At 46.4% G+C, this 23,365-nt stretch carries 16 protein-coding genes, 1 tRNA gene and 8 pseudogenes; 8 read left to right on the forward strand and 17 right to left on the reverse strand.

Annotation, left to right across the window (positions count from 1 at the left end):
* Positions 1–419: 419 nt before the first annotated feature.
* Both HFV01_RS03710 and HFV01_RS03715 read right to left on the reverse strand, forming a co-directional pair.
* A tRNA-Pro gene (locus tag HFV01_RS03710) sits at positions 420–493 on the reverse strand.
* A gap of 218 nt (positions 494–711) precedes the next feature.
* Positions 712–969, reverse strand: a complete 258-nt coding sequence (locus HFV01_RS03715) for a hypothetical protein (RefSeq protein ID WP_081593276.1) — start codon at positions 967–969, stop codon at positions 712–714.
* A gap of 282 nt (positions 970–1,251) precedes the next feature.
* Here HFV01_RS03715 and HFV01_RS03720 point away from each other — a divergent pair.
* Positions 1,252–1,821, forward strand: a pseudogene (locus tag HFV01_RS03720) (reverse transcriptase N-terminal domain-containing protein); the annotation flags it as partial.
* Between the two features lie 164 nt (positions 1,822–1,985).
* Here HFV01_RS03720 and HFV01_RS03725 read toward each other — a convergent pair.
* Positions 1,986–2,165: a hypothetical protein gene (locus HFV01_RS03725; RefSeq protein WP_008050473.1), complete on the reverse strand. Its 180-nt coding sequence runs from the start codon at positions 2,163–2,165 to the stop codon at positions 1,986–1,988.
* Positions 2,166–2,350: 185 nt separating this feature from the next.
* On the opposite strand from HFV01_RS03725, the pseudogene HFV01_RS31940 reads away from it, so the two are divergent.
* Together HFV01_RS31940 and HFV01_RS30135 are read left to right on the forward strand one after the other, a co-directional pair.
* Positions 2,351–2,542 (forward strand): annotated as a pseudogene (locus HFV01_RS31940) (hypothetical protein).
* 168 nt (positions 2,543–2,710) lie between these two features.
* Positions 2,711–3,883: pseudogene (locus HFV01_RS30135) on the forward strand (group II intron reverse transcriptase); the annotation flags it as partial.
* Between the two features lie 124 nt (positions 3,884–4,007).
* On the opposite strand, the pseudogene HFV01_RS03740 reads toward HFV01_RS30135, so the two are convergent.
* From HFV01_RS03740 to HFV01_RS03750, 3 pseudogenes are all read right to left on the reverse strand, one after another.
* Positions 4,008–4,675, reverse strand: a pseudogene (locus tag HFV01_RS03740) (IS630-like element ISAtsp1 family transposase); the annotation flags it as partial.
* 27 nt (positions 4,676–4,702) lie between these two features.
* A pseudogene (locus tag HFV01_RS03745) lies at positions 4,703–6,350 on the reverse strand (IS1634-like element ISAtsp2 family transposase).
* Between the two features lie 87 nt (positions 6,351–6,437).
* A pseudogene (locus tag HFV01_RS03750) lies at positions 6,438–6,650 on the reverse strand (IS630 transposase-related protein); the annotation flags it as partial.
* A 102-nt stretch (positions 6,651–6,752) separates the two neighbouring features.
* On the opposite strand from HFV01_RS03750, the gene lipA reads away from it, so the two are divergent.
* Entirely contained in the window at positions 6,753–7,631 is an 879-nt protein-coding gene (lipA, locus tag HFV01_RS03755; RefSeq protein WP_006615955.1) for a lipoyl synthase, read from the forward strand.
* Positions 7,632–8,687: 1,056 nt separating this feature from the next.
* Here lipA and HFV01_RS03765 read toward each other — a convergent pair.
* Complete coding sequence (locus HFV01_RS03765; protein ID WP_006625930.1) at positions 8,688–8,867, reverse strand: hypothetical protein; 180 nt, start codon at positions 8,865–8,867, stop codon at positions 8,688–8,690.
* Positions 8,868–9,701: 834 nt separating this feature from the next.
* On the opposite strand from HFV01_RS03765, the pseudogene HFV01_RS03770 reads away from it, so the two are divergent.
* The 4 genes and pseudogenes from HFV01_RS03770 to HFV01_RS03785 form a co-directional block, all read left to right on the forward strand.
* A pseudogene (locus HFV01_RS03770) lies at positions 9,702–10,281 on the forward strand (IS607 family transposase); the annotation flags it as partial.
* A 127-nt stretch (positions 10,282–10,408) separates the two neighbouring features.
* Positions 10,409–10,606 (forward strand): hypothetical protein, encoded by a 198-nt coding sequence (locus tag HFV01_RS31945; protein ID WP_157234559.1) that lies wholly within the window; start codon positions 10,409–10,411, stop codon positions 10,604–10,606.
* A 6-nt stretch (positions 10,607–10,612) separates the two neighbouring features.
* Positions 10,613–11,134: pseudogene (locus HFV01_RS03780) on the forward strand (nuclease/transposase family protein); the annotation flags it as partial.
* Between the two features lie 63 nt (positions 11,135–11,197).
* Positions 11,198–12,074 (forward strand): IS630-like element ISAtsp1 family transposase gene (locus HFV01_RS03785; protein WP_108614679.1). Its coding sequence is split into 2 segments (ribosomal slippage): positions 11,198–11,527 and positions 11,529–12,074, totalling 876 coding nucleotides; the frame shifts between segments, so codons are not numbered across the junction.
* 225 nt (positions 12,075–12,299) lie between these two features.
* Here the strand turns inward: HFV01_RS03785 and HFV01_RS03790 are convergent.
* From HFV01_RS03790 to HFV01_RS03845, 10 genes are all read right to left on the reverse strand, one after another.
* A complete protein-coding gene (locus tag HFV01_RS03790; RefSeq protein WP_273247425.1) occupies positions 12,300–15,659 on the reverse strand; it encodes a HEAT repeat domain-containing protein in 3,360 nt (1,119 codons plus the stop codon).
* A 190-nt stretch (positions 15,660–15,849) separates the two neighbouring features.
* Positions 15,850–16,896: a hypothetical protein gene (locus HFV01_RS03795; protein WP_235720160.1), complete on the reverse strand. Its 1,047-nt coding sequence runs from the start codon at positions 16,894–16,896 to the stop codon at positions 15,850–15,852.
* A gap of 123 nt (positions 16,897–17,019) precedes the next feature.
* Positions 17,020–17,223 carry a hypothetical protein gene (locus HFV01_RS30145; RefSeq protein ID WP_231296327.1) on the reverse strand — a complete coding sequence of 68 codons (204 nt, stop codon included), beginning with the start codon at positions 17,221–17,223 and terminating at the stop codon, positions 17,020–17,022.
* A gap of 112 nt (positions 17,224–17,335) precedes the next feature.
* Positions 17,336–17,656: a type I restriction enzyme endonuclease domain-containing protein gene (locus HFV01_RS03810; RefSeq protein WP_006623779.1), complete on the reverse strand. Its 321-nt coding sequence runs from the start codon at positions 17,654–17,656 to the stop codon at positions 17,336–17,338.
* Positions 17,605–17,892, reverse strand: a complete 288-nt coding sequence (locus HFV01_RS03815; RefSeq protein ID WP_006623778.1) for a type II toxin-antitoxin system PemK/MazF family toxin — start codon at positions 17,890–17,892, stop codon at positions 17,605–17,607. Before HFV01_RS03815 ends, HFV01_RS03810 begins: the two co-directional genes overlap by 52 nt.
* Positions 17,889–18,140, reverse strand: a complete 252-nt coding sequence (locus HFV01_RS03820) for a hypothetical protein (protein ID WP_006623777.1) — start codon at positions 18,138–18,140, stop codon at positions 17,889–17,891. The genes HFV01_RS03815 and HFV01_RS03820 overlap by 4 nt, the downstream gene beginning before the upstream one ends.
* Positions 18,141–18,335: 195 nt before the next feature.
* Complete coding sequence (locus tag HFV01_RS03825; protein WP_315663180.1) at positions 18,336–18,614, reverse strand: type II toxin-antitoxin system VapC family toxin; 279 nt, start codon at positions 18,612–18,614, stop codon at positions 18,336–18,338.
* Between the two features lie 121 nt (positions 18,615–18,735).
* On the reverse strand, positions 18,736–18,984 hold the full coding sequence (locus tag HFV01_RS03830) for a hypothetical protein (protein ID WP_006623775.1): 249 nt from the start codon (positions 18,982–18,984) through the stop codon (positions 18,736–18,738).
* Positions 18,985–19,684: 700 nt separating this feature from the next.
* Positions 19,685–19,975: a nucleotidyltransferase family protein gene (locus HFV01_RS03840; protein ID WP_193520841.1), complete on the reverse strand. Its 291-nt coding sequence runs from the start codon at positions 19,973–19,975 to the stop codon at positions 19,685–19,687.
* Positions 19,976–20,253: 278 nt separating this feature from the next.
* On the reverse strand, positions 20,254–23,349 hold the full coding sequence (locus HFV01_RS03845; protein WP_193520842.1) for a type I restriction endonuclease subunit R: 3,096 nt from the start codon (positions 23,347–23,349) through the stop codon (positions 20,254–20,256).
* Positions 23,350–23,365: the final 16 nt, after the last annotated feature.

Genomic DNA, 23,365 nt, shown 5'->3' on the forward strand with positions numbered 1-23,365 from the left:
TAACTGTAATGGTTAGGATATGCCCACTAGTCACGGTGTAGATATAGATACTGCGATTAGTAGGAGTTTAATGGCGAAAGCGAGTTTAAAGACTATCGCAAGCATATAGCTCTAAAAGTTGAAGTACGAAAGCAGGGGGTTGTAGCCCTGTTCCCACTGACAAAGGGGTATCTACATCAGGAGCCGTGTGCTGGGAAACTCGCAAGCACGGTTTGGAATTGGAGTTGGGGAAGGCGACTTCCCTTTCGACCATAACTGCTTATTGATTAAGCCGTCAATAATTAAGATTTGTTGCTAAGGGATATGCGCTAATTATCCTGTGTGTTAAGACTTAATGGGGTGTATTTTGTGCGCAACGGTACGACTATCGGGTTGAGCGATATTACCCGATAGTCGTCAGGATAAGGGTTTAAGTTAAATCGGGATGACAGGATTTGAACCTGCGACTCCCTCGTCCCGAACGAGGTGCGCTACCAAGCTGCGCTACATCCCGGAGTTTTATCTCACATTTAGCTATGATAGCACATTATATCTTTAATGTGCGAGACGTTCAGGCATTAAATAGGGTTTAGATACCTGAAATAACCGCCTGGTGGGGAATTCAACCTATTGGTTGAATACAAGAAGCGCACTTCTGACCATTCCCATAACTGTTTATATGTCCCGAAAATTGGTATCATACGATACCAAATCAAGGCAGGGAACCCAAGGTCAACACACTTTGCAACACAACGTAATAATTCTTAACATAACGGAATAGTTACGGCAAAGGTGAGGGTAACTGCGATAGCCACCCCTAGTTTCAGGATTCACAACCTTGGGACTAAAGCGGGGAACGGAAGGCTTCGAGGTGTAACCTAATACCAGAAATGAGACCACTGCCAACCATCCATGATTAGGGAAACCGAATGTCCGGCTTGAACCATCGTCAATACTGAGCAGCGAAATAGGTTGATACGCTGCGTTCAAAAGAGCAAGGGGAAAAGTAGGAGGCTATTAATACTACTTACACAGACCTTTAAAGTACCCCGGTGGAAAGGACAAATCTAAAGATGGAATGCCCATATAAACGGAACGTTTTAAGTCCTCCTGGACTCTGACTATCTGGTCGAGGTAGTTAGTAGGGATAAGTGTAACCGCAAGTCCTAGAGGATGTGAGATGTGACCAAAAGCCAACGCCCGGCTGTAATGGACGGGATATGCTAACAGGTCACGGTTTGATTGTAAGAATAGAGTCTAGTAGGTGTTTAAATGACGCAAGCGAGTTTAAAGAAAGGCTTTGGCAAGTCCAAACCAATCAAGACTACGAATAACGTATGGAAAGCTATTCCTTGGGCTAAGGTTCAGCGGAAAGTTTTCAAGCTCCAAAAGAGGATATTTCAAGCAGCTAAATCGGGGCCGGATGCAAAGGTAAGAAGGTGGCAACGTCTATTGGTGAAGTCATCTTATGCCCGACTCTTAGCAGTACGGCGAGTGACCCAAGACAATCAAGGAAAGAAAACAGCCGGAGTGGATGGAGTGATAGCAATATCCCCTAAGCAAAGGTTAGACTTAGCCGAGAAAATCAAAGGAAATATCAAAGCAAAACCACTGCGTAGGGTGTGGATTCCAAAACCTGGTAGGGATGAGAAACGCCCGCTGGGAATACCCACTATCCAAGATAGAGCGAGGCAAGCCTTGGTTAAATCGGCTCTCGAACCTGAATGGGAATCGAGATTTGAAGGCACAAGCTATGGGTTCAGAACGGGTAGGTCAACCCAAGATGCAATTGGTAGAATTTACCCTGCCATCAAAACAAGTAGTTATTATGTACTTGATGCACGTGCGAGACGTTCGGGTATGAAATAGGGCTGAAATGCCCGAAATAACTACCCGGTGAGGATTCCAGCTCCGAATCTGGATATAAGGAGACCTCTCCTGACCATCCTCATAACTGATTATATGTCCCGACGCTTAGGTAACTAAGCAAGGCAGGGAACTCAAGGTCATAAACGAACTGAGAAATCAGGGAGTAGAGAGTAACGGCGATAGCCACCCCCAGTTTTGGAAATCATAACTCCAGGATTGAAGCGGGGAACGGAAGGCGTGAGGTAGAACCTACTACCAAGACGCGACCACTGCCAACCATCTATGATTAGGAAGACCGAATGTCCGACTTGAACCATCGTAAAGCATGAGCAGCGAAATAGGTTGACACGCTGCGCCCAAAAGGGCAAGGGGAAAAGTGGGGGATTCTGCATTCTACCCACACAGACCTTTAGAAGTACCCCGGTGGATAGGACAAATCTAACGATGGAATGCCCATATAATCGGAACGTTGTAACCCCTCTAATGCTCTGTCCATAAACAAGTGAGTAATGCAATTCACAAGGCAGTAGTGAAAAATGTAAGCGCATGCTTAGAGGGCTAAGGATGTGACCAGAAGCTAAAGCCCAATTGTCATGGTTGGGATATGCCCACAGGTCACGGTGTGGATATAGATACTGCGGTCAGTAAGAGTATAATGGCGAGGACGAGTTTAAAGACTACGTGCTGCATATAGCTCTGAACATCGAAGTAAAAAGCAGGTCTCTTGATTCTGCTCCTTTGACAAAACAGGGTATCCACACCAGGAGCCGTATGAAGGGAAACTTTCACGTATGGTTCTGAATGGGAGGAGATGGTGGTGACTCCATTCTCGACCCCTAACATATAGCCAAATGCTCTTACCGTGAACCATGAATACCTACTGTCACAAATTCATTGTCCAAGCAGCCTGAAAAGAGACTTGAAACAATGGCTCAAAGCGGGTGTGCTAGATAACGGTGTATTCGAGGATACAGAAACAGGGACACCTCAAGGAGGAGCGATAAGTCCACTATTGGCCAACATCGCCCTGGATGGAATGGAAAGAATAGTAAAAGAAATGTATCCTAATAAAGGGACGACCACCCAGGTAAACCTAATAAGATATGCCGATGATTTTGTGGTCATATCCAAAGACCTAGAAATCATTGAACAGTGCAAAACTGCTATTTCCGAATGGTTAAAACCTGTAGGACTAAAAATTAAACCCGAAAAGACTCGAATATGCCATACACTCAATCCCATTGAGTACGAAGGTAAAACAGAGGAACCCGGCTTTGATTTTCTAGGATTCAACATCAGGCAATACCCTATAGGAAAATATCAATCCGGGAAAACAGGTGGAGCGGCGAGCCGATTAATCGGACACAAAACCCACATTAAACCCAGCAATAAGGCAGTTAAAGCTCACACAGAAGTGATTAAAGGTGTAATCAGGAAGCATAAAACAGCACCTCAATCAGCCCTGATAAGCAGACTCAACCCAATAATACGAGGTTGGTCAAACTACTATTCAGGGGTAGTTTCAACAGAAGCCTTCAATAAACTAGACCATATAGTCTGGGAAATGTTAAGAGCATGGAAAGTTTGAAGATGCGGAAGGGCAAACCTACATGAAAAGCTAAGAAACTATTTCAGTCACGGAACGGTTAAACTTAGCAATAGGAAAGAAAGGTATGAAACTTGGTTATTCAAGACCAAGGATGGATTTCAGTTATGGAAACACAATTGGACTCCGATTGTCAGACACACCCTAATACGCCCAGACGCAACACTTGATGACGGAAACTGGACTTACTGGGCAACCCGAAAAGGACAAGCAATTGACACACCAAATAGGGTAGCAAAACTACTCAAAAAGCAAAAAGGCAAGTGTACCTGGTGCGGGCAATACTTTACCCCATCAGACTTAGTTGAAGTAGACCACATTGTACCTAGAAGCCACGGTGGAAAGGATGAATACAAAAATCTTCAACTGCTACACCGCCACACCCGCGACAATAAGACGGCATTAGATGACGCAAAGCTGTGTTCTTAACAAAAGAAGCAATCAAACTAGGAGCCGTGTGAAGGGAAAACTTTCATGCACGGTTCTGAATGGGAGGGGTAGACCGTGAGGTCTATCTCGACCCCTAATTGAACTATAGCATTAGTCAAGGTGGTTAGGACGCAGCTTTGAGAACGGAATCCATGGCATCATGGAGAGAATCAAACTGCTCACGTGCAGTGGCGAATACGGGCTTTCAGCCACGACCAACATTTCTCTATCTTGTTGAGGTCTGGCGAATAAGGCGAAAGATAGAGTAAACGGCATTGAGCTGCCTCCACCAGTTCAGCAATCCGTCCCCCTTTATGAAACGTTGCATTGTCCAATACTAGAGTCTGACCTGGCTTCAATGTTGGAATTAAGATGAACTCCAACCACAACTCAAACACTGTCCGATTACAACAACCCTCAAAGCTAAAGGGAGCTAAGAGTTGTTGATGACACCATGCGGCTATCATACTTACCCTGCCCTGCCTCTTCCCTGATTTGAGTGCATGGAAGCGTTTTCCTTCCTCGCAGTAACCATAAGGGTAATCCGAGTCCTGACTATTCATGCCGGCTTCATCGAGGTAGACCACTTCTTGTGGCTCCATCTGTTCAATCTGAGCCATAAACTCCTCTCGCTGTTGCTCATCACGTTCTTGGTAGCCGTAAGTTTTTTTTTCTGGTGAAGCCAATTTTCTTCAAGGCTCTGGATATGGTGCGAGGAGAGATGTCGTCATCCCAAAGTTCAGCCATTTGAGCTGCTGTTTTGTCGCCATGCTCTTGGGCAAAAGCCTTGAATCCTACATTCCGCAGGTTGATAGGTAATTAACCGGATGCGTAGTAATAGCGCTCAACGGGTGGACCGAAGAGGTGAATAATCAATCGCCGTTCATCATTGAGATTGCTAATCTGCCTTTGCCCATCGAGATTAACCCAGTGGATTCCTTGAAACTTCTGCATAATCCAGCGAAAGGTCGGTTTAGCGGTGGGTTGTTGGCGTTGGTCGCGCACCGTTTGCTTCTGAGCATCTAGCGCCTGTCGCAGTTGGCGTTCGGCGAGGGTATACACCATAAGGGTTAGGGCCATGATGAGAGCTAAGGCCTCGACCCGCTGCGGCTTTTTGACAAAGACGCTACTGGCAAAGAAGAGGGGGTCTTTGAGGAAGCGAAAGCCTCTCTCGACGGTCTGTTGCCCTTTATATTCGCTCAAGCAGGTCTGAGCCGGCCAGAGGGATTGCTCCAGTTGATTGGTGGCTAGAATAAAGCGACTACGCTGACGGCTAAAGCGGTCTTCCGCCGTGGCGGTCTGCTGTAACGTGGCCTGGAGCCGATAGCCCTGAACTGGGGTGGGTTCGGCGGATTTGGCGGGACGACCGGGGGTCGCTTGGCCTGCACCGTCTCCAGGGAGACCTGAGTGAGCTGATGCACCTCGAGTCCATCTTGAAACTGCATCAAGGCCTCGAGGGCATCGGGTTTGCAAGCAAAGACCCGCTGGGTCAGCTTTTTCAATTGGCGGTTGAGGCGGTGTTCGAGCTTCTCTAATTCGGGTTGCCAGAGGTCGGCATTGGCTTTGCGGGTTTGGCTTTCGACGAGGCGTCAGCGCTGGCGCACTCCGGCATAGGTCTGCTCAATCTCCCACATCCGGTAATCCTTGGAGTTGCAGGGGACTTCAGTCAGTCGGGTGACATCGCTGTGCACCAGCTCTTGAGCCGCTTTTAGGGTCAGCGACGCCGTGATAGCCACCCCGTGGTCTCCATCTGCTGCAGATTGGCTGCTGTGTAAAAGGCGGCATCCATCACAACGATACCGTCGCTAGTCCATTGGTCACCAAACGCCTTGAGCACCTCTGCAAACTGCTGAGTGTCCTGTTCATTGCCACTGGCCAACTGCAACCATAGCGGCACGCCACCGTCGGCGGCACAGACTAGAGTCATCAAAAACTGTTTCAAATCTGGACGATGGTCTCGGGAATAGCCTCGACACAGCCGAATTGGGCTGGGTTCTGCTGATGTCTCACCGGGGGGAGCTGACTCAAGTCCTACCTCGGATTTCCCCTTCGAGCACCGCTGATACTTCCCTTCTACTGAGATCGAGGTGGCATCGAGATGACGCTGTTGAATATCAATTCCAAATCGTTCCACAGCCTGGAGCGCCACCTGGAGAAAAAATGATGTCGTCCCTTCTGCGTAGAGTTCATCCAACACTCGACCTAAGCGGTCGTCATTCAAGTGACGAGCCTCTACCCCTTCCCCGAGCAGATGAGACACCGCTTTACTCTCAAAAAACTCGCTGAATAAATACAACGGTGCACTGAGAAAGCCTAGGGCGTTCAAAATCATGGCTTTAACCACTTGTCCGGCACTCACATGCTCCAAGCTATGAGGTTCAATCCGCTTATCCGTCAACTCGACCAGGCCAAGTTCGTCAATCACTCCAGCCACTAAACCCAGATGGTCTAAATTTTTAATCTGCATCGCCAGAGCCTACCGCTCGAAGGAACCCTTTCTAGCCTAGACTAGCACCATATCTTTTATTCCCTGTCAACCTGCGGAATGTAGGTTGAATTTTTGCCAGTCGGTAATTTTGTGGTTATTGCCAGGTCGGTGATGAGGTTTAGGGAGGAAGTCTCCGGTCTGTGCTTTTCTTTGCAGCCAGAGATTAATGGTGTTCCGGCTGACATGGAAAACTTGACTGGCTTCTGTTTTGGGCATACCGTCTAGTTCAATGGCATCAATAACTTTTTGTCTGAGGTCGTAACTATAGGGGGCTGGCATTTTTGGTCTTCTTAGTCATCTCGTCCTCTCCATTATACGTCCTAAGTGTTCTGTCTTGTGCTATAATTGGCTAAAATCAAGCTAAACATATCATGAGCTACTATGGTATCTAAACCCGATTGGTTGAGAGTTAAAGCGCCCCAGTTCGAGCGCGTTGGGAACGTTAAAGGGATCCTGCGGGATCTGGGATTAAATACTGTCTGTGAAGAGGCTTCCTGTCCGAATATTGGGGAATGCTTCAACGCGGGGACGGCTACATTTTTGATTATGGGTCCGGCTTGTACCCGCGCCTGTCCCTATTGTGATATTGACTTTGAGAAAAAACCACAGGCTCTTGATCGGACAGAACCGGAAAGATTGGCTGAGGCGGTGCGACGGATGCAGTTAAATCATCTGGTGATTACGTCGGTGAACCGGGATGATTTACCTGATGGGGGAGCATCTCAATTTGTCCGCTGTATTGAATCGGTACGATCGCTATCTCCCAAAACTACCATAGAGGTATTAATCCCAGACCTGTGTGGCAATTGGGAAGCCCTAGAGACCATTCTACAGGCTAAACCAGAAGTCCTCAACCATAATACTGAAACTGTCCAACGATTATATCGGCGGGTTCGTCCCCAGGGTGACTATCACCGTAGTTTAGAATTATTAAGGCGATCGCGACAAATCGCCCCGTGGTTATATACCAAATCTGGGTTAATGGTAGGATTAGGTGAAACCGATGCAGAAATCCGCCAAGCCATGGTAGATCTGCGAGAGGTTGACTGCGATATCCTGACCCTAGGACAATACCTGCAACCGAGTTCTAAGCATCTGGCTGTAGCTGATTTTATTCCCCCGGAACAATTTGCGACTTGGAAAGCCTACGGGGAGTCTCTAGGGTTCTTACAAATTGTCGCTTCTCCCCTGACTCGTAGTTCCTACCATGCTGAACAGGTGCAGAAGTTGATGCAGCTTTACCCTCGCAGTTCCAATTAGCCAGCCATCAAAGTAGTAGCAGGTGAAAGGCTAATTGTGATCATGATCTCAGTGCGAGACGTTTAGGCATCAAATAGGGCTGCAATGCCCGAAATAACTGCCTAGTGGGTACTCCAACCCCTTGGTTGGATATAAGAAGCGAGCTGATGGCCATCCTCATAACTGTTTATATGTCCCAACGCTTGGACATGACCTTCCAAGCAAGGCAGGGAGCTCAAGGTCACAAAACAATTTGCTGAGTGGAGTCGTGACCCATTTCAGTAGAGAGCATGATTTCATCTCAAATTAGGTTAACATTTTACGGCAATACGGTATAATAAGCGAGAAGAGTGCGAGACGTTTAGGAGTCAAATAAGGCTGCAATGCCTGAAATAACCTCCTAGTGGGACTTCCACCCCTTGGTGGAATATAAGGGATTCGCACCCCTGACCATCCCATAACTGTTTATATGTCCCGACGCTTGGAGAAATCTAAGCAAGGCAGGGGACTCAAGGTCATAAACAAACTGAGAAATCAGGGCGTTGAGAGTAACGGCGATAGCCACCCCCAGTTTTAGGAATCACAGCCCGTCAGATTGAAGCGGGGAACGGAAGGCGTGAGGGAAACCTATTCCCAATAATCCGACCACTGCCAACTATCCATGACTAAGGAAATCTGAATGTTCCGGCTTGAACCATCGTAATTATTAAGTAGCGAAATAGGTTGATACGCTGCGCTCAAAAGAGCAAGGGGAAAAGTAGGAGTTTTCATCCACTACCTACACAGACCTTTAAAATTACCCCGGTGGACAGGACAAGTCTAAAGATGGAATGCCCGTATAAACGGAACGTTTAAACCCCTCATAGGTTCTCAGCAGGATGTAACTGCGGAGTAGTGAAAAGTGTAAGCGTATGGTGCGAGACGTTCGGGTATGAAATAGGGCTGAAATGCCCGAAATAACTACCCGGTGAGGATTCCAGCTCCGAATCTGGATATAAGGAGACCTCTCCTGAGCATCCTCATAACTGGTTATATGTCCCGACGCTTAGGGAACTAAGCAAGGCAGGGAACTCAAGGTCATAAACGAACTGAGAAATCAGGGAGTAGAGAGTAACGGCGATAGCCACCCCCAGTTTTGGAAATCATAACTCCAGGATTGAAGCGGGGAACGGAAGGCGTGAGGTAGAACCTACTACCAAGACGCGACCACTGCCAACCATCTATGATTAGCAAGACCGAATGTCCGACTTGAACCATCGTAATACACTAGCAGCGAAATAGGTTGACACGCTGCGCTCAAAAGGGCAAGGGGAAAAGTAGGGGGTTCGTGCGACTACCTATACAGACCTTTAAAAGTACCCCGGCGGAGAGGACAAATCTAACGATGGAATGCCCATATAATCGGAACGTTGTAACCCCTCTAATGCTCTGCCTATAAACCAGTGAGTAATGCTATTCACAAGGCAGTAGTGAAAAATGTAAGCGCATGCTTAGAGGGTGAAGGATGTGACCAGAAGCTAAAGCCCAATTGTCATGGTTGGGATATGCCCACAGGTCACGGTGGGGATATAGATACTGCGGTCAGTAAGAGTATAATGGCGAGGACGAGTTTAAAGACTACGTGGTGCATATAGCTCTGAACATCGAAGTAGAAAGCAGGTCTCTTGATTCTGCTCCTTTGACAAATAGGGTATCCACACCAGGAGCCGTGTGATGGGAAACTATCAAGCACGGTTCTGAATGGGAGAGGGTGAAGGTGACTTCACTCTCGACCCCTAACCCTTTAAGGGGAAAGGATGTGACTGAAAGCTAATGCCTAACTGTAATGGTTAGGATATGCCCACTAGTCACGGTGTGGATATAGAGACTGCGACAAATAAGAGTGTTTATGACGAGAGCGAGTTTAAAGACTACGATGTTGTATTTAGCTCCAAAAGTTGAAGTCACAAAGCAGGGAGTTGTTGCCCTGTTCCCGATGTCAAAAGGGGTATCTACATCAGGAGCCGTATGAGGTGAAAGTCTCAAGTACGGTTTTGAATTGGAGTTGGGGAAGGTGACTTCCCTTTCGACCATAACGTTGAGGATAAACCTATTGCCAGATATGTCAAACCCAAGGAAGCCGCCCAAATCCTTGGAGTCCATGAAAGAACACTCCGCATATGGGACGACAATGGCTCAATCGAGACCATCAGAACCCCCGCTGGGCAACGACGATAAAACGTTGAGTGATATACTGCTGCCAAATCAGGCAGTGACAAACGCAAAGTCGTTATCTATGCCAGAGTTAGTAGCCGCGCCCAGCAGTCAGACCTCAACCGACAGGTGGCCGGCCGCACTGTCCAACCTCTACCCCGAAGCAGAAGTCGTCTCAGAAATCGAAGGCGGGCTCAACTTCAAGGGAAAGAAAATGCTGGCTTTACTGGGACATCATTTGTCAGGAGATGTCGGCATGGTTGTCGTTGCCCACCCAGACCGATTGGCAATATGGGGATTTGACTTGTTTCGATGGCTCTGTGAGCAAAACAGGTGCTCACTCATGGTTCTCAACCAGACAAGTCTCAGTCCAGAACCAGAAATGGTTGAGGACATCCTCACTATCCTCCACTGCTTCAGTTCCCGATTATACGGACGGAGTAAATACAAAACTCAGGTCAAAGAAGATCCGGATTTACCCCAGCCTAGAGCTAAATCAAGTCTGGCGTAAATGGCTGGCTGCTTGTCGGTATTGCTACAACCAAGCAATTGCATTATCTAGGAGTGGTAAACGACTAAGCAAACTGAAATTACGCAACGAAGTGATGCAGAGCGACTTGCCTGCATGGGTCAAAGAAACACCCTGCCATATTCGGCAGAATGCTATCTTTGATGCCTATCTCGCCTTTTCAGCCAGTCCTGGCGCAAGGTTTAGGAGCTGTCGGGATAGTTCTCAAGCCATCAAGTTTAACGATGCTAATTTCTCTTCAGGGAGTTGGTATCCAAGACTCACGAAAGGATGAACTTTCATGGTTTCCGAACCCATCCCTAAAACTTGCGGGCAAGGGACTCAGTTGGTGTTTACCAAAGGTCGATGGTTGGCGATTTTCCCTGAACCAGTTGCCGTTACCCCAACTGAAGCGAATGGCGTAATTGCATTAGACCCGGGTGTCCGAACTTTTATGACCGGGTTTGATGGCTCTCGGTTTCTGGAATTGGGCTCCGGAGATATAGGACGCATCACTCGGTTATGTCAACATTTGGATGATTTGATGAGCCGAATCGCCAAGGAACCCTGTCGTTCAAGGAGGCGACGGATGAGGCAAGCGGCTCAACGAATGAGAACCAAAATCCGCAATCTAGTTGATGAAGCCCACAAACAAATTGCTCACTACTTGACTCACAACTACAGCCTAATTTTTTTGCCCACCTTCGAGACTTCCGATATGGCTAGTCAGGTAAAGCGGAAAATCAGGTCTAAGACTGCCCGCGCCATGCTGACATGGGCGCATTATCGATTCAAACTAACCCTGAGACATCAAGCCGAGATATAGCACAAGACAGAACACTTAGGACGTATAATGGAGAGGACGAGATGACTAAGAAGACCAAAAATGCCAGCCCCCTATAGTTACGACCTCAGACAAAAAGTTATTGATGCCATTGAACTAGATGGTATGCCCAAAACAGAAGCCAGTCAAGTTTTCCATGTCAGCAGGAACACCATTAATCTCTGGCTGCAAAGAAAAGCACAGACCGGAGACTTCCTCCCTAAACCTCATCACCGACCTGGCAATAACCACAAAATTACCGACTGGCAAAAATTCAAGGCTTTTGCCCAAGAGCATGGCGACAAAACAGCAGCTCAAATGGCTGAACTTTGGGATGACGACATCTCTCCTCGCACCATATCCAGAGCCTTGAAGAAAATTGGCTTCACCAGAAAAAAAAACTTACGGCTACCAAGAACGTGATGAGCAACAGCGAGAGGAGTTTATGGCTCAGATTGAACAGATGGAGCCGGAAGAAGTGGTCTACCTCGATGAAGCCGGCATGAATAGTCAGGACTCGGATTACCCTTATGGTTACTGCGAGGAAGGAAAACGCTTCCATGCACTCAAATCAGGGAAGAGGCAGGGCAGGGTAAGTATGATAGCCGCATGGTGTCATCAACAACTCTTAGCTCCCTTTAGCTTTGAGGGTTGTTGTAATCGGACAGTGTTTGAGTTGTGGTTGGAGTTCATCTTAATTCCAACATTGAAGCCAGGTCAGACTCTAGTATTGGACAATGCAACGTTTCATAAAGGGGGACGGATTGCTGAACTGGTGGAGGCAGCTCAATGCCGTTTACTCTATCTACCACCTTATTCGCCAGACCTCAACAAGATAGAGAAATGTTGGTCGTGGCTGAAAGCCCGTATTCGCCACTGCATTGAGCAGTTTGATTCTCTCCATGATGCCATGGATTCCGTTCTCAAAGCTGCGTCCTAACCACCTTGACTAATGCTATATCTCGCCTAATTCAATTAGTGATTTCCCTGGGCAAAAATACCCTACAACCGAACACCTAAGCCTCATCAATATGGTAGTAGCTTAGGGGTGGCTGCCATCGCCTTTTGGTGTCACCAACAACAACAATTATAGCCCAGTTTCCCGCAACCGGGTTATAGCAGAGCCATGTCCGATGCTCAGGGATTGAATGCTAATTTCACCGGTTCATCGTGCCAAGTTTTGCAACCACTGGAGGAGATGGGCAATCAAATCGGGGTCGCTTTCTAGGAATTGCGGTAATCGGCACTCGGGGAGGCGTTGGGGGACAATCACCGCCATGGGGGGATGGCTAAAGCGGGCGAGTTTATTGAGTACCGCGATATCAAAGCCTTGGGGGGGTGGGTCGGTGGGTTCTTCGTAGAGGATGAGGGCAATTGGATGGTCGCTGAGGTCATCCTCGCAGTAGGCTTGTAATTCGGCAATGGTACGGGGTTTACCGTCGGGACTGGGGGGACATCCGGCTTTTTTCAAGGTGGTGTAGATTTGCAAGGCGGGGTTACTAGGGTCGCTGAAGCGGCTGCCATCGATGCAAATGGCTTGGCAGTTGACGGGGTGGGTTTGGATGGCTTGGTTGAGGATTTGGGGGACAAGGGCGAGGTTACACTGTTGAATAAAGGGGGTGTTGTCTTCCACTTCGGGATGAGGGGTGGTGGGGAGATTGTGCCAGGGTTGATAAAATTCGGGATAGGGGAGGTTTTCGGCACAGTTGCAGATGAGTTTGTAGGATGCCTTGAATAGGTCAAAGTTGTTTTCGTAAACTTCATCGCTGAGGCAGTCTTTTAAGGCGGAGACGACTCCTGCATATTCTTCCGGTGTGGCGAGGATTTTCCCTAAACTCCATGCTGCCAGCCTACGGATATCTTCATCCTCAGTAGTGCGGATAATTTCGAGCAACCCAGCGATCGCCTCTGGATTTCCTGGGTCGATTTCCTCTAAACTATCTACCGCCAAGCTACGGGTACTTTCATTCTCAGTGGTGCGGATAATTTCAACCAACCCAGCGATCGCATCAGGGTTTCCCTGTCCGATTTCCTCTAAACTCCATGCTGCCCGCCAACGAGTCAATTTATCCTCAGTGGTGCGGATAACTTGGAGCAAACCAGCGATCGCATCAGGATTTCCCTGTCCGATTTTCCCTAAACTCTCTACTGCCTCCCTACGGGTCTTTTCATCCTCAGTCGTGCGGATAACTTGGAGCAAACCAGCGATCGCATCAGGATTTCCTTGTCCGATTTCCCCTAAACTATATGCCACCAGACCACGGGTATCTTGATCCTCAGTGGTGCGGATAATTTCAAGCAACCCAGCGATCGCATCAGGGTTTCCCGGGTCGATTTCCCCTAAACTATATGCCACCAGACCACGGGTATCTTGATCCTCAGTGGTGCGGATAATTTCAAGCAACCCAGCGATCGCATCAGGGTTTCCCGGGTCGATTTTCCCTAAACTCTCTGCGGCCAGCCAACGGGTATTTTCATTCTCAGTGGTGCGGATAATTTCGAGCAAACCAGCGATCGCATCAGGATTTCCTTGTCCGATTTTCCCTAAACTCTCTGCGGCCAGCCAACGGGTCTTTTCATTCTCAGTGGTGCGGATAATTTCGAGCAAACCAGCGATCGCATCAGGATTTCCCTGTCCGATTTTCCCTAAACTATATGCTGCCCGCCTACGGGTCTTTTCATTCTCAGTGGTGCGGATAATTTCGAGCAAACCAGCGATCGCATCGGGATTTCCCTGTCCGATTTTCCCTAAACTCTCTACTGCCTGATAACGGGTATATTTATCCTCAGTGGTGCGGATAATTTCGACCAATACAGCGATCGCATCAGGATTTCCTTGTCCGATTTTCCATAAACTTTCTGCCGCCTGAATACGGGTATATTCATTCTCTGTGGTGCGGATAACTTGGAGCAAACCAGCGATCGCATCAGGATTTCCTTGTCCGATTTTCCATAAACTTTCTGCCGCCTGAATACGGGTATATTCATTCTCTGTGGTGCGGATAACTTGGAGCAAACCAGCGATCGCATCAGGATTTCCTTGTCCGATTTTCCATAAACTTTCTGCCGCCTGAATACGGGTATATTCATTCTCTGTGGTGCGGATAACTTGGAGCAAACCAGCGATCGCATCGGGATTTCCGACACCGATTTCCTCTAAACTATATGCCGCTCGCCTACGGGTATCTTCATCCTCAGTCGTGCGGATAATCTCGAGCAAACCAGCGATCGCATCAGGGTTTCCCTGTCCGATTTCCTCTAAACTCCATGCTGCCCGCCAACGAGTCAATTTATCCTCAGTGGTGCGGATAATTTCGAGCAAACCAGCGATCGCATCGGGATTTCCTGGGTCGATTTCCCCTAAACTAAATGCTGCCTGATAACGGGTATTTTCATTCTCAGTAGTGCGGATAATTTCAAGCAATACAGCGATCGCATCAGGGTTTCCTGGGTCGATTTTCCCTAAACTATCTGCTACCCGCCAACGGGCCCATTCATTCTCAGTGGTGCGGATAATTTCGAGCAATACAGCGATCGCCTTGGGATTTCCTGGGTCGATTTTCCCTAAAGTCTCTGCTGCCTGCATCCGACTGTCCTTTTCTGGGCAATTCTCAATAAGTTCAATCAGTGCGGACATCGCCAAGGGTCTAATGGTTTGTGGTATCACCTCTCTCGCCGCTTCTTCGATGGGTTCTAAAAAGGTTTGCCATTCCTGTTTTTCAGTATTGAAATAACCAAACCCCCACTTCACCACCTGCCGCACAATATCGGTAGCCAGAGAACAAGTCTTAAATTGATTAATTTCAGCAGCAGCCAGCAAATATGTTTTATATTCATAAAAATCTCTGACCCCATCCTCAAACTCAACCAACGCCCGAATAAACTCCTCCTTCTTCTGAGCCTGAATCTCCTTACGCCCCAACCAACACAAAATCACCTGCTTCCACTGCTTCTCAAAAATCCGATACCGCCTCCCCGCCACCGGAGAATCAACATGATTCCGAGGCAGAAAATAATCCCAATCCTCCACCGCCAACGCTGCAAAATACTCCTGAAACGTCGCATGATAAAAGGCAAAAATACTATCGCCGCGTCCATCTCTGCCCACCCGATTTAACCAACCCAACCGCAACACCAAATAAGCCCACGAAGTCTGATCTGATTCCTCCCCTAGATGCTCTTCCACCAAAGCCTGTGATAACCGAAATCGCTGCCGGGGCAAATTCAGCGCCGCCTTTGCCAGTTCCCCCAATTGCCGATTCAAATTCTGCTTTAATTTCGTGGTATTCGTGCCACAAACTTCCGCATACTTTTCCAAGTCATTTAAATTCTGATTCCACTCATAAATTTTTCGCAGGTAACGCTGATATAACTCCGCCTGAGTGTCCGGCAACGACCCATCCCAAATCATGCAGAGCATCGTCAAACACAAGGGATTTTGGACTAAATCAAGGAGGTTTTCCCGTCCCGGTTCATGGAGGGCGGCGATTAGAGCATCTGCAGGAGTTGGGGCTAAATTTTTCATGGTATTCTGGTGGGAGTCAGGCATAAATTACTAGAAATTACCTATTGACAAAACGACCAAATAGTGCATTGAGAAATCTTGAGTGATCCAGTCAGAAAATACCCCCTAGTTGACATGAGAAACCCTGGCTAAATTTGACTAACCTACCCGACAAGAGTAGCGATCGCCCCCGCCAATAATCTGCATAAATTTAGTTGAGGTTTAACTGCTTGAGCAGGGCTTCACCTGTCGTCTGGGGAACATTATACTCAGATAGAGTTGTTGCGTCAATTGCACCGCCGCCATAGGTCAAAACTCCCCATTGCCCCTGTTCTTTTCGGAGCAACATCATCCCGGCTGTTTCCCCTTGCTGCCAAGTAAGTAAAGCCGTGTCATCAGCGATCGCCATTTTTTCAATGGTTGGGGTAGGCAACCCTGCTGCTAAGGCTCCCGGTTCCAAAAACATGAGGGCAATGCGTTGTATTTCTTGGCGGTCTGAAGTTGGCTGATTGCTGACTGTGAAATTATTGAGGTCAAACTGTGCAGAAATTTCGATGATCTGCTCTCTCGCATCGAGTTCTAGCTGATGCCAACGGGCTTTATCTGTAGTCACGTTGAGCGCCATTTTTTTAATGGTTGGGGTAGGCAACCCTGCCCCGGCTAAGGCTCCCGGTTGCCAAAACATAAGGGCAATGGGTTGTATTTCTTGGCGGTCTGAAGTTGGCTGATTGCTGACTGTGGAATTATTGAGGTCAAACTGTGCAGAAATTTCCATGATCTGCTTTCTCGCATCGAGTTCTAGCTGATGCCAACGGGCTTTATCTGTAGTCACGTTTATCTGTCGGTTTCCAACTAACTCTACAATGGTCTGGCGAGCTTCTGGGAGTAGCACAAAAACCTCATCAGAGTGGAAGTAGCGAATTGCATAGATATCTGCGTTCTCATTGAGCAAATATCCGGCACCATCACCCTCACTAGCCAGAGATGAAGAGGCATAAACCACTTGAATCAAGCCCTGGGAGTCAGTCATCGTGCAGAGCTGATAACGCAAATTCCCGACAATTTTTTCCTGTTGTTGACAGGCTCGCCGGGTCAAACGCTCAAATTCTGTATAAATTGCCTCGGCGTTGTAGTGCCTCGATGCCAACCCAGAGGGGCTGGATACAGTAACGGGAGATGAGGCGATCGCAGCGTTTTGGGGTAGAAAAGACTCCGAAGATGGTCTTATAGTCTGCTCAGTAGTCTGCCCAGTTGTCAACTGCCCACAAGCCAATAATCCACAACTCAACCCCAGGAGTCCAGCCCAGCTCAAAGTTTTGGTCATCTTTTAGTGACATCGAATAAATAGACTTTGAGTTTAGCATACTGCCTACAGCATCGTTTATCGTCCGGGTAAGGAGCGATCGCGCCGTTGGGGTTTGGGTGATGAGGGTAGAGCGATCGCGCCGTCCCTTGGCTCATTGGGAAAACATCTTTTTGACCAATGGAGCTTTATCGATGGTGTTTGGTCGAGAACAATTTGCCCTTCCTTACCCTGAAACTGGCAGGCAATTCGCGTCTGGTAGGCTTTCCCTTGTGTCGTCATTGGGGCAATAATCACCGTGGCAATATAAAGGTAGTCTCCTTGGCAAACTCTCTGTTTTCAGCGATCGCAATTAGCAACTATTTCAACCTACCACAGGGAGATAGCTTGACAATTATTTTGCTTTGTGATATCTCAGGTTTATTGGTGCGAAATTTAGAATTAACCGTGCTACGGAGACGAGCGCGCGCACTTTCCCGATGCGCCCAGTCAATTTCAGGCTCATTAGCAATTCATGGGCGATCGTTTTTAGGCTGTCATTGCCCATCACTTCCACGGCGCTTTCGTTCTCCGCCAGATCGTCATAAAAGGCGATTTCATCCGCAGAAAGTCCTTGTTCCTCGCCCCGTTGGCGGGCGGCTTTAATATCTTGAGCCAGATTGATTAATTCTTGCAGAACTTCAACCGTTGATCTATTGGTCTTGTTTGTAAACAATCAGCAATAGATTTTTGGGTTAATCCATTAACAGAAGAAGGATTAATTTCAACATTAGTTTTAATTTTGGCTTTTTTACTATTCCATTCAGTTATGGGAACAACTTGAATTATAGGAACTCTTTGATTATAAGTATTATTGGTCACAATAATACAAGGACGAATTTTCCCTGTTTCCGAGCCTTTGGTTGGCTCAAGATTAACGTCAATAATCATTCCTATTTCTAGTTTACTCATTCTACAAAATCCAATAATGCTGACTCAGTTAATTCTTTAAGTTCATTACTTTCTTGATATATTTCTGCATACAAATTAGCAGATTGTTCTAAATCTAATTCTTCTTGAATCTTCTTTTTAAGTGTTGTTTCTACTAATTTACTTGCCAAGAGATTTAAAAAATCTTCCTCACTTTCAGTAAATAGTTCTACAACAATTTCTTTAATCATATTTTTAAGTTGATTTTGTTCTAAGAATAAGTCAGACATAATAACCTCCGTAATGTATCAATGGCAGAATCAGGAATATTCTGGATTTCTTTAAGTCGTTTCGGCGAGATACTCATAATTTTGTCTCCGTCTCCTTTTGGTTTTTGTTTTCATCCCATTCACATTCCCTTGTAGGTTAAATACATTTTGTATATATATCAACAATAGCATAAGATTGAGTTTCAATAATAAAAATTAAATATTTTCCTCCGAATCCTCAAGTTGTAAACTTTTTACTCTTTGAAACTCCTTAGTATTATGAGTTACTAAAATCAGATTATTAGCTAAAGCAATAGCCGCAATCTGAAAGTCATAAGCACCTATAGGAGTACCTAATTTTGATAATTCCGAGCGAATTTCACCATAAATTTTCGCTGATTTACCATTAAAGGGTAAACTAACATATTGAGAGAAAAATAACTCATATAAAGCTAGATTTTGCTCTTTTTTAGCACTACGACAAGCAAATATAATTCTGCTTTGACTACATCACATAAACAAATATCTTGGCGAGGAGTAATTTTAAATTTATTGATTACATTAAGATTACGTCCCGTTAAATATTGAATACAGGTATTGGTATCTAACAAATAAATCATGATTCAATATCCCAAATTCTCTCATCACAATTTACTAATTCTTCTCTAATTAAAACTTCACCTTCCCACTTGCCCGCAGTCTTTTCAAAAAAATCAGCAGGATAACCTAATTCTTCAGGTGTTGGTATTGTTTCTTCAACCAAATCACTAATAACAATTTCTAATTCTTTGTTAGCTAATTGTTGGGGAAGTTGTAATAATAACTTCCCTTCAGGATCAGTTTTTAATTTGAGTTTGATTTTCATAGTAAAATTTCTCCCTAAAACTAAGAGGTGTCAAAAATTGCTAGATCTAGCATACACAAAACTTGATTCCTCGCCCAATTCCTGAACTGGCAAGGGGTTCAGCCTTTTTTAAAGGTGGATGTTATACAGAATCAAGGGGATATGCACCTTAGCCTCAAAAAGCTACAAGTCTTTACTGCCAGGAGTTACTGTTTTTAATCACTCTGGGCAAAGAATCACCGGATAAAGGTTTCCATCTGCTCCGCCTCAAAGGGTAAATTCGGATACACATCAAACCCGGAAAAGGCATTTTTATCGGCTTCCCAAACATTCACCCGACAAAAGGCGATACGGCTACCGCCACACTCAGCGATCGCTCCTTCAACTCTCGCCGACTTCAGCCATTGTTCCAGAATTAAAGCTACATCAAGGAAGATACCGAATTAGGTTTTTGCTACCTTCGGCTGTAAAAATAACAACCACCTTTTCACCTGGCTTGAGCAAGTCACGGGCTTTCACAAATCACTCCTACAATATCAATAATGGCAAGGTTTGATCAAACTGTACCCTGAAACTGGCAGGCAATTCGCGTCGGGTAGGCTTTCCCTTTTGTCGTCATTGGTGCAATAATCACCGTGGCAATATAAAGGTAGTCTCCTTGGCAAACTCTCTATTTTCAGCGATCGCAGCCAGCACGTCTCTTACTCTATTTTTCCAATTCCTAGAAGGCACGAATCGCCTCCTGAAAAACGGGTTCTCGTAGATCAAGTTTGAGGGAGTCGGGCGTACCTAGATCAACTGATCTTTCTAAAATCTCCTCTAGGTATCGTTTCAACCGGACAAAAGTGAATAACCCAACTGGACGATCAAACTCGACGAGCAGATCAACATCACTGTTTATGTGCGCTTCATCCCTTGCCACTGAACCAAAGATCATCCGAGACTTCACGCCAAAATTTTTTAGTGTGTTTTGGTGATTTGCGAGTAATGTCAGGGCTTCCTGTTTTCGCACTGCCTAACCTGCCAGAAAGAGACTTATTGAAAATTGTAGCGTATAACATTCCCTCTCGTGAGTGGTTATCGCGCCGTTGGGGTTTGGGTGATCAGGGTAGAGCGATCGCGATTGGTAAAAATCACAATCGCCCCAACTCCCGTAGATTCTGCAATTTCAACTCAAAATCTTCCACGTCGTAGGAGTAGAAGGGAATATGGCGATCCGGTCGGGTGCAGTGATTGGTTATGGGTTTTGGTACAATGGCTTCCCTATCGTTTTTTCGTGAATGGGTAGTCCTAAATCTGCCCGCCTACGTCTTTAAACTTCTCAACAAACGCCGAGATTTTCTGGAAAACGCTCTGCTTTTTGGTTTTGTATTGTGGATTAAGCGGACTCATTTTAGGCAGTGTTGAATTTAACTCAGTCCCATTCTCGCTGGCGAACTTGCGTTTCAGCGAGGCACTGATATAGCGTCGCGCCGCTTCTTCATTCAAGCCTTCTGAATGAATCAACTCATCTGCTTCGCGGGCTTGCTCGGCTTGGGCAAATTTAAAGAAAGCATCAATGATGCTCGCCTTATCTGCCATCTCATCGAGATTGGTTTGATTAATAAAATCTACAATCAGGCTTTCTTTGGCTCGATTGCCTAGGCTGGCTCGAATCAAGCGGCGCACTTCTTCGATCAACTCACCTTTATTTTGATTCTTTTTGTTTTGCTCAAAAATTAGCTCAAGAATGTAATCCAGATTTATTTCTTGGGATTTCAGCAAATCCACTTCAAACACCACATCATCCCAATCGATCGCCAATTTTGCTTGTTCACCGTCCGCTTTTTCCCGGCGTAACCAGTCGCGGATATCGTTGTAGGTCGAGCGGTAATCTTGAATGGTGCGATCGCTCGGAATTTTGATCGCTTGCAGTGCCGTCAGGTCTTCATCAGTTAAATAGTGTTCCTCTTTAAACGCTGCCACCGCCGCCGGGTCATTTATATCCACCTGTTGCAAGGCTTTCAGGCTGGCAAATTCATCGTAGTTTTGCAGCACATTTTCAACGCGCAAATATTCGCCAAATAGCTTGGCAAAGTCTTTTTTGTCTGTTTCTAAAAAAATCTCGTCGGGGTTGGGAAAACGCTCCTCTAATTCCGTGACTATTTCCAAAAAGCCGCGCCGTGCTTCACCCGTCACCGCATCCGTAAAGCCCTCCATATATTCCCTGTAGCTTTTTTCCAACACCACGTTTTTCGTGTTTTTATCGCCAAATAGGGTAATAGCGTCAATGGTGGCTTGTTCCAAATCGCGGAAGGTGACGATATTGCCAAAGGTTTTGGTAGCATTATAAATGCGGTTGGTGCGTGAATAGGCTTGCAGCAAACCGTGATAGCGCAGGTTTTTATCCACAAATAAGGTGTTAAGTGTGGGCGCATCAAATCCCGTCAGGAACATCCCCACGACAATCAGCAGGTCAATTTCTTGGGCTTTTACTTGCTTGGCGAGATCGCGGTAGTAGTTTTGGAAACCGTTGCTATCTACGCTGAAGTTGGTTTTAAACAGGGCGTTATAGTCAGCGATCGCCGAGCTTAAAAATTCTTTGGCGCTGCTGTTCATAGCTGATACATCAAAGCTTTCATCCAAAATTTCCCCCACGGCTTCTTGTTCTTCATTGGCTGCAAAGGAAAAAATTGTCGCGATTTTCAAAGGTTTCTCGCGGTCTTTTTGCAACTTATTAAATGTTTCGTAATACAGCTTGGCAGCGTCCACACTGCTCACCGCAAACAGCGCGTTAAACCCTTTGCCGCCCCCTTGCAAGCGGTGGGTTTTTTGGCGGAAGTTCTTCAAGATGTATTCAGAAATCTCGCGAATGCGATCGGGGTGTAACAGGGCTTGTTTGTTTTCGGCGGCGCTCAGTTTTTGCTGGTCTTGCTCCGTTTCAATCGCTTTGAACTTGGGACGAACATCGTTGTAGTCCACCTTGAACTTCAGCACTTTTTCATCACGGATCGCGTCCGTGATTACATAGGAATGCAATTCACGACCAAAGACGCTGGCGGTGGTGTCTGCGCCCAGGGCGTTTTGCGGAAAAATGGGCGTCCCAGTGAATCCAAACTGATAAAACCGTTTAAATTTTTTCCGTAAGTTCTTCTGCGCCTCACCAAACTGGCTGCGGTGGCATTCATCAAAAATAAACACCACTTGCTTTTTATAGATGGCTAGGTCGCTTTCGGTTTTCATCAGGTTATTGAGTTTCTGGATCGTGGTAACGATGATTTTATTGTCATCTTTCTCCAGATTACGCTTCAGCCCCGCAGTGCTGTCAGAGCCATTCACGCTATCGGGCGAAAAGCGTTGATATTCTTTCATGGTTTGGTAGTCGAGGTCTTTGCGATCGACCACAAAAAACACTTTGTCGATAAAATCTAGCTCCGTCGCCAGCCGCGCCGCTTTGAAGCTGGTTAGGGTTTTGCCGGAGCCGGTGGTGTGCCAGATATAGCCGCCGCCCTCAAGACGGCTCCAGTGTTTGGCTTGGTAGGCGCTGTTGATTTTCCATAAAATGCGCTCGGTGGCCGCAATCTGGTAGGGGCGCATCACCAGCAAGGTGTTATTTACATCAAACACCGAATACTTCAACAGGACACTGAGGAGGATGTTTTTCTCAAAAAAGGTGGCGGTAAAGTCTTTCAGGTCTTTAATCAGGGTGTTATCGGCTTTCGCCCAGTGCATGGTGAAGTCAAAGCTATTTTTATTGCGCTGGGTGGTGTTGGCAAAGTAGCGGGTATTGGTTCCGTTGGAAATAACAAACAGTTGCAAATATTTATAGAGGGAATGTTCGGCGTTAAAGCTTTCTTTGCTGTAGCGATGGATTTGGTTAAAGGCTTCACGAATTGCCACGCCGCGTTTTTTGAGTTCGATTTGCACTAGCGGCAAGCCGTTGACTAAGATGGTGACATCGTAGCGGTTGGCTTGGGTCCCCTTTTGTTCAAATTGTTCGATCACTTGTACTTTGTTGCGGGGAAGGTTCTTTTTGTCCAGCAGGTAGATGTTTTGAATGCGACCATCATCAAATACAAAATCATGGATATAGTTTTCATGGATTTTGCGGGTTTTCTCAATAATGCTGTCGCCCGGTTTATCTAGAAAGGTTTCTACAAAGCGCTGCCATTCGCTATCGGTAAACTGCACATGATTGAGGGTCTGCAACTGCTCGCGCACGTTGGCTAACATGGCTTGGGGTTTGGTTAATTTCGGCAGGTAATGATAGCCTTGATTAACTAAGTCCTGAATCAATTCGCGCTGTAAATCGCTTTCGCTTTGGTAACTATTGCTCTGCGGTATTTTGGTGTATTGATCCAGAATGATAAAGTTATTGGATTCGGCGATCGCCTTGTAGTCGGTCATCTATGCCTCCGTTTTG

Origin of the sequence: Limnospira fusiformis SAG 85.79, assembly GCF_012516315.1 — a bacterium.
GTDB lineage: Bacteria > Cyanobacteriota > Cyanobacteriia > Cyanobacteriales > Microcoleaceae > Limnospira > Limnospira fusiformis.

What these genes read in the sequence shown, in the direction of transcription:
- HFV01_RS03725 (WP_008050473.1), bottom strand. Translation starts at nt 2,165, where the DNA reads ATGGTTCAAGTCGGACATTCGGTCTTCCTAATCATAGATGGTTGGCAG.
- lipA (WP_006615955.1), top strand. Translation starts at nt 6,753, where the DNA reads ATGGTATCTAAACCCGATTGGTTGAGAGTTAAAGCGCCCCAGTTCGAG.
- HFV01_RS03765 (WP_006625930.1), bottom strand. Translation starts at nt 8,867, where the DNA reads ATGGTTCAAGTCGGACATTCGGTCTTGCTAATCATAGATGGTTGGCAG.
- HFV01_RS31945 (WP_157234559.1), top strand. Translation starts at nt 10,409, where the DNA reads ATGCAGAGCGACTTGCCTGCATGGGTCAAAGAAACACCCTGCCATATT.
- HFV01_RS03790 (WP_273247425.1), bottom strand. Translation starts at nt 15,659, where the DNA reads ATGAAAAATTTAGCCCCAACTCCTGCAGATGCTCTAATCGCCGCCCTC.
- HFV01_RS30145 (WP_231296327.1), bottom strand. Translation starts at nt 17,223, where the DNA reads ATGACGACACAAGGGAAAGCCTACCAGACGCGAATTGCCTGCCAGTTT.
- HFV01_RS03815 (WP_006623778.1), bottom strand. Translation starts at nt 17,892, where the DNA reads ATGAGTAAACTAGAAATAGGAATGATTATTGACGTTAATCTTGAGCCA.
- HFV01_RS03820 (WP_006623777.1), bottom strand. Translation starts at nt 18,140, where the DNA reads ATGTCTGACTTATTCTTAGAACAAAATCAACTTAAAAATATGATTAAA.
- HFV01_RS03830 (WP_006623775.1), bottom strand. Translation starts at nt 18,984, where the DNA reads ATGAAAATCAAACTCAAATTAAAAACTGATCCTGAAGGGAAGTTATTA.
- HFV01_RS03845 (WP_193520842.1), bottom strand. Translation starts at nt 23,349, where the DNA reads ATGACCGACTACAAGGCGATCGCCGAATCCAATAACTTTATCATTCTG.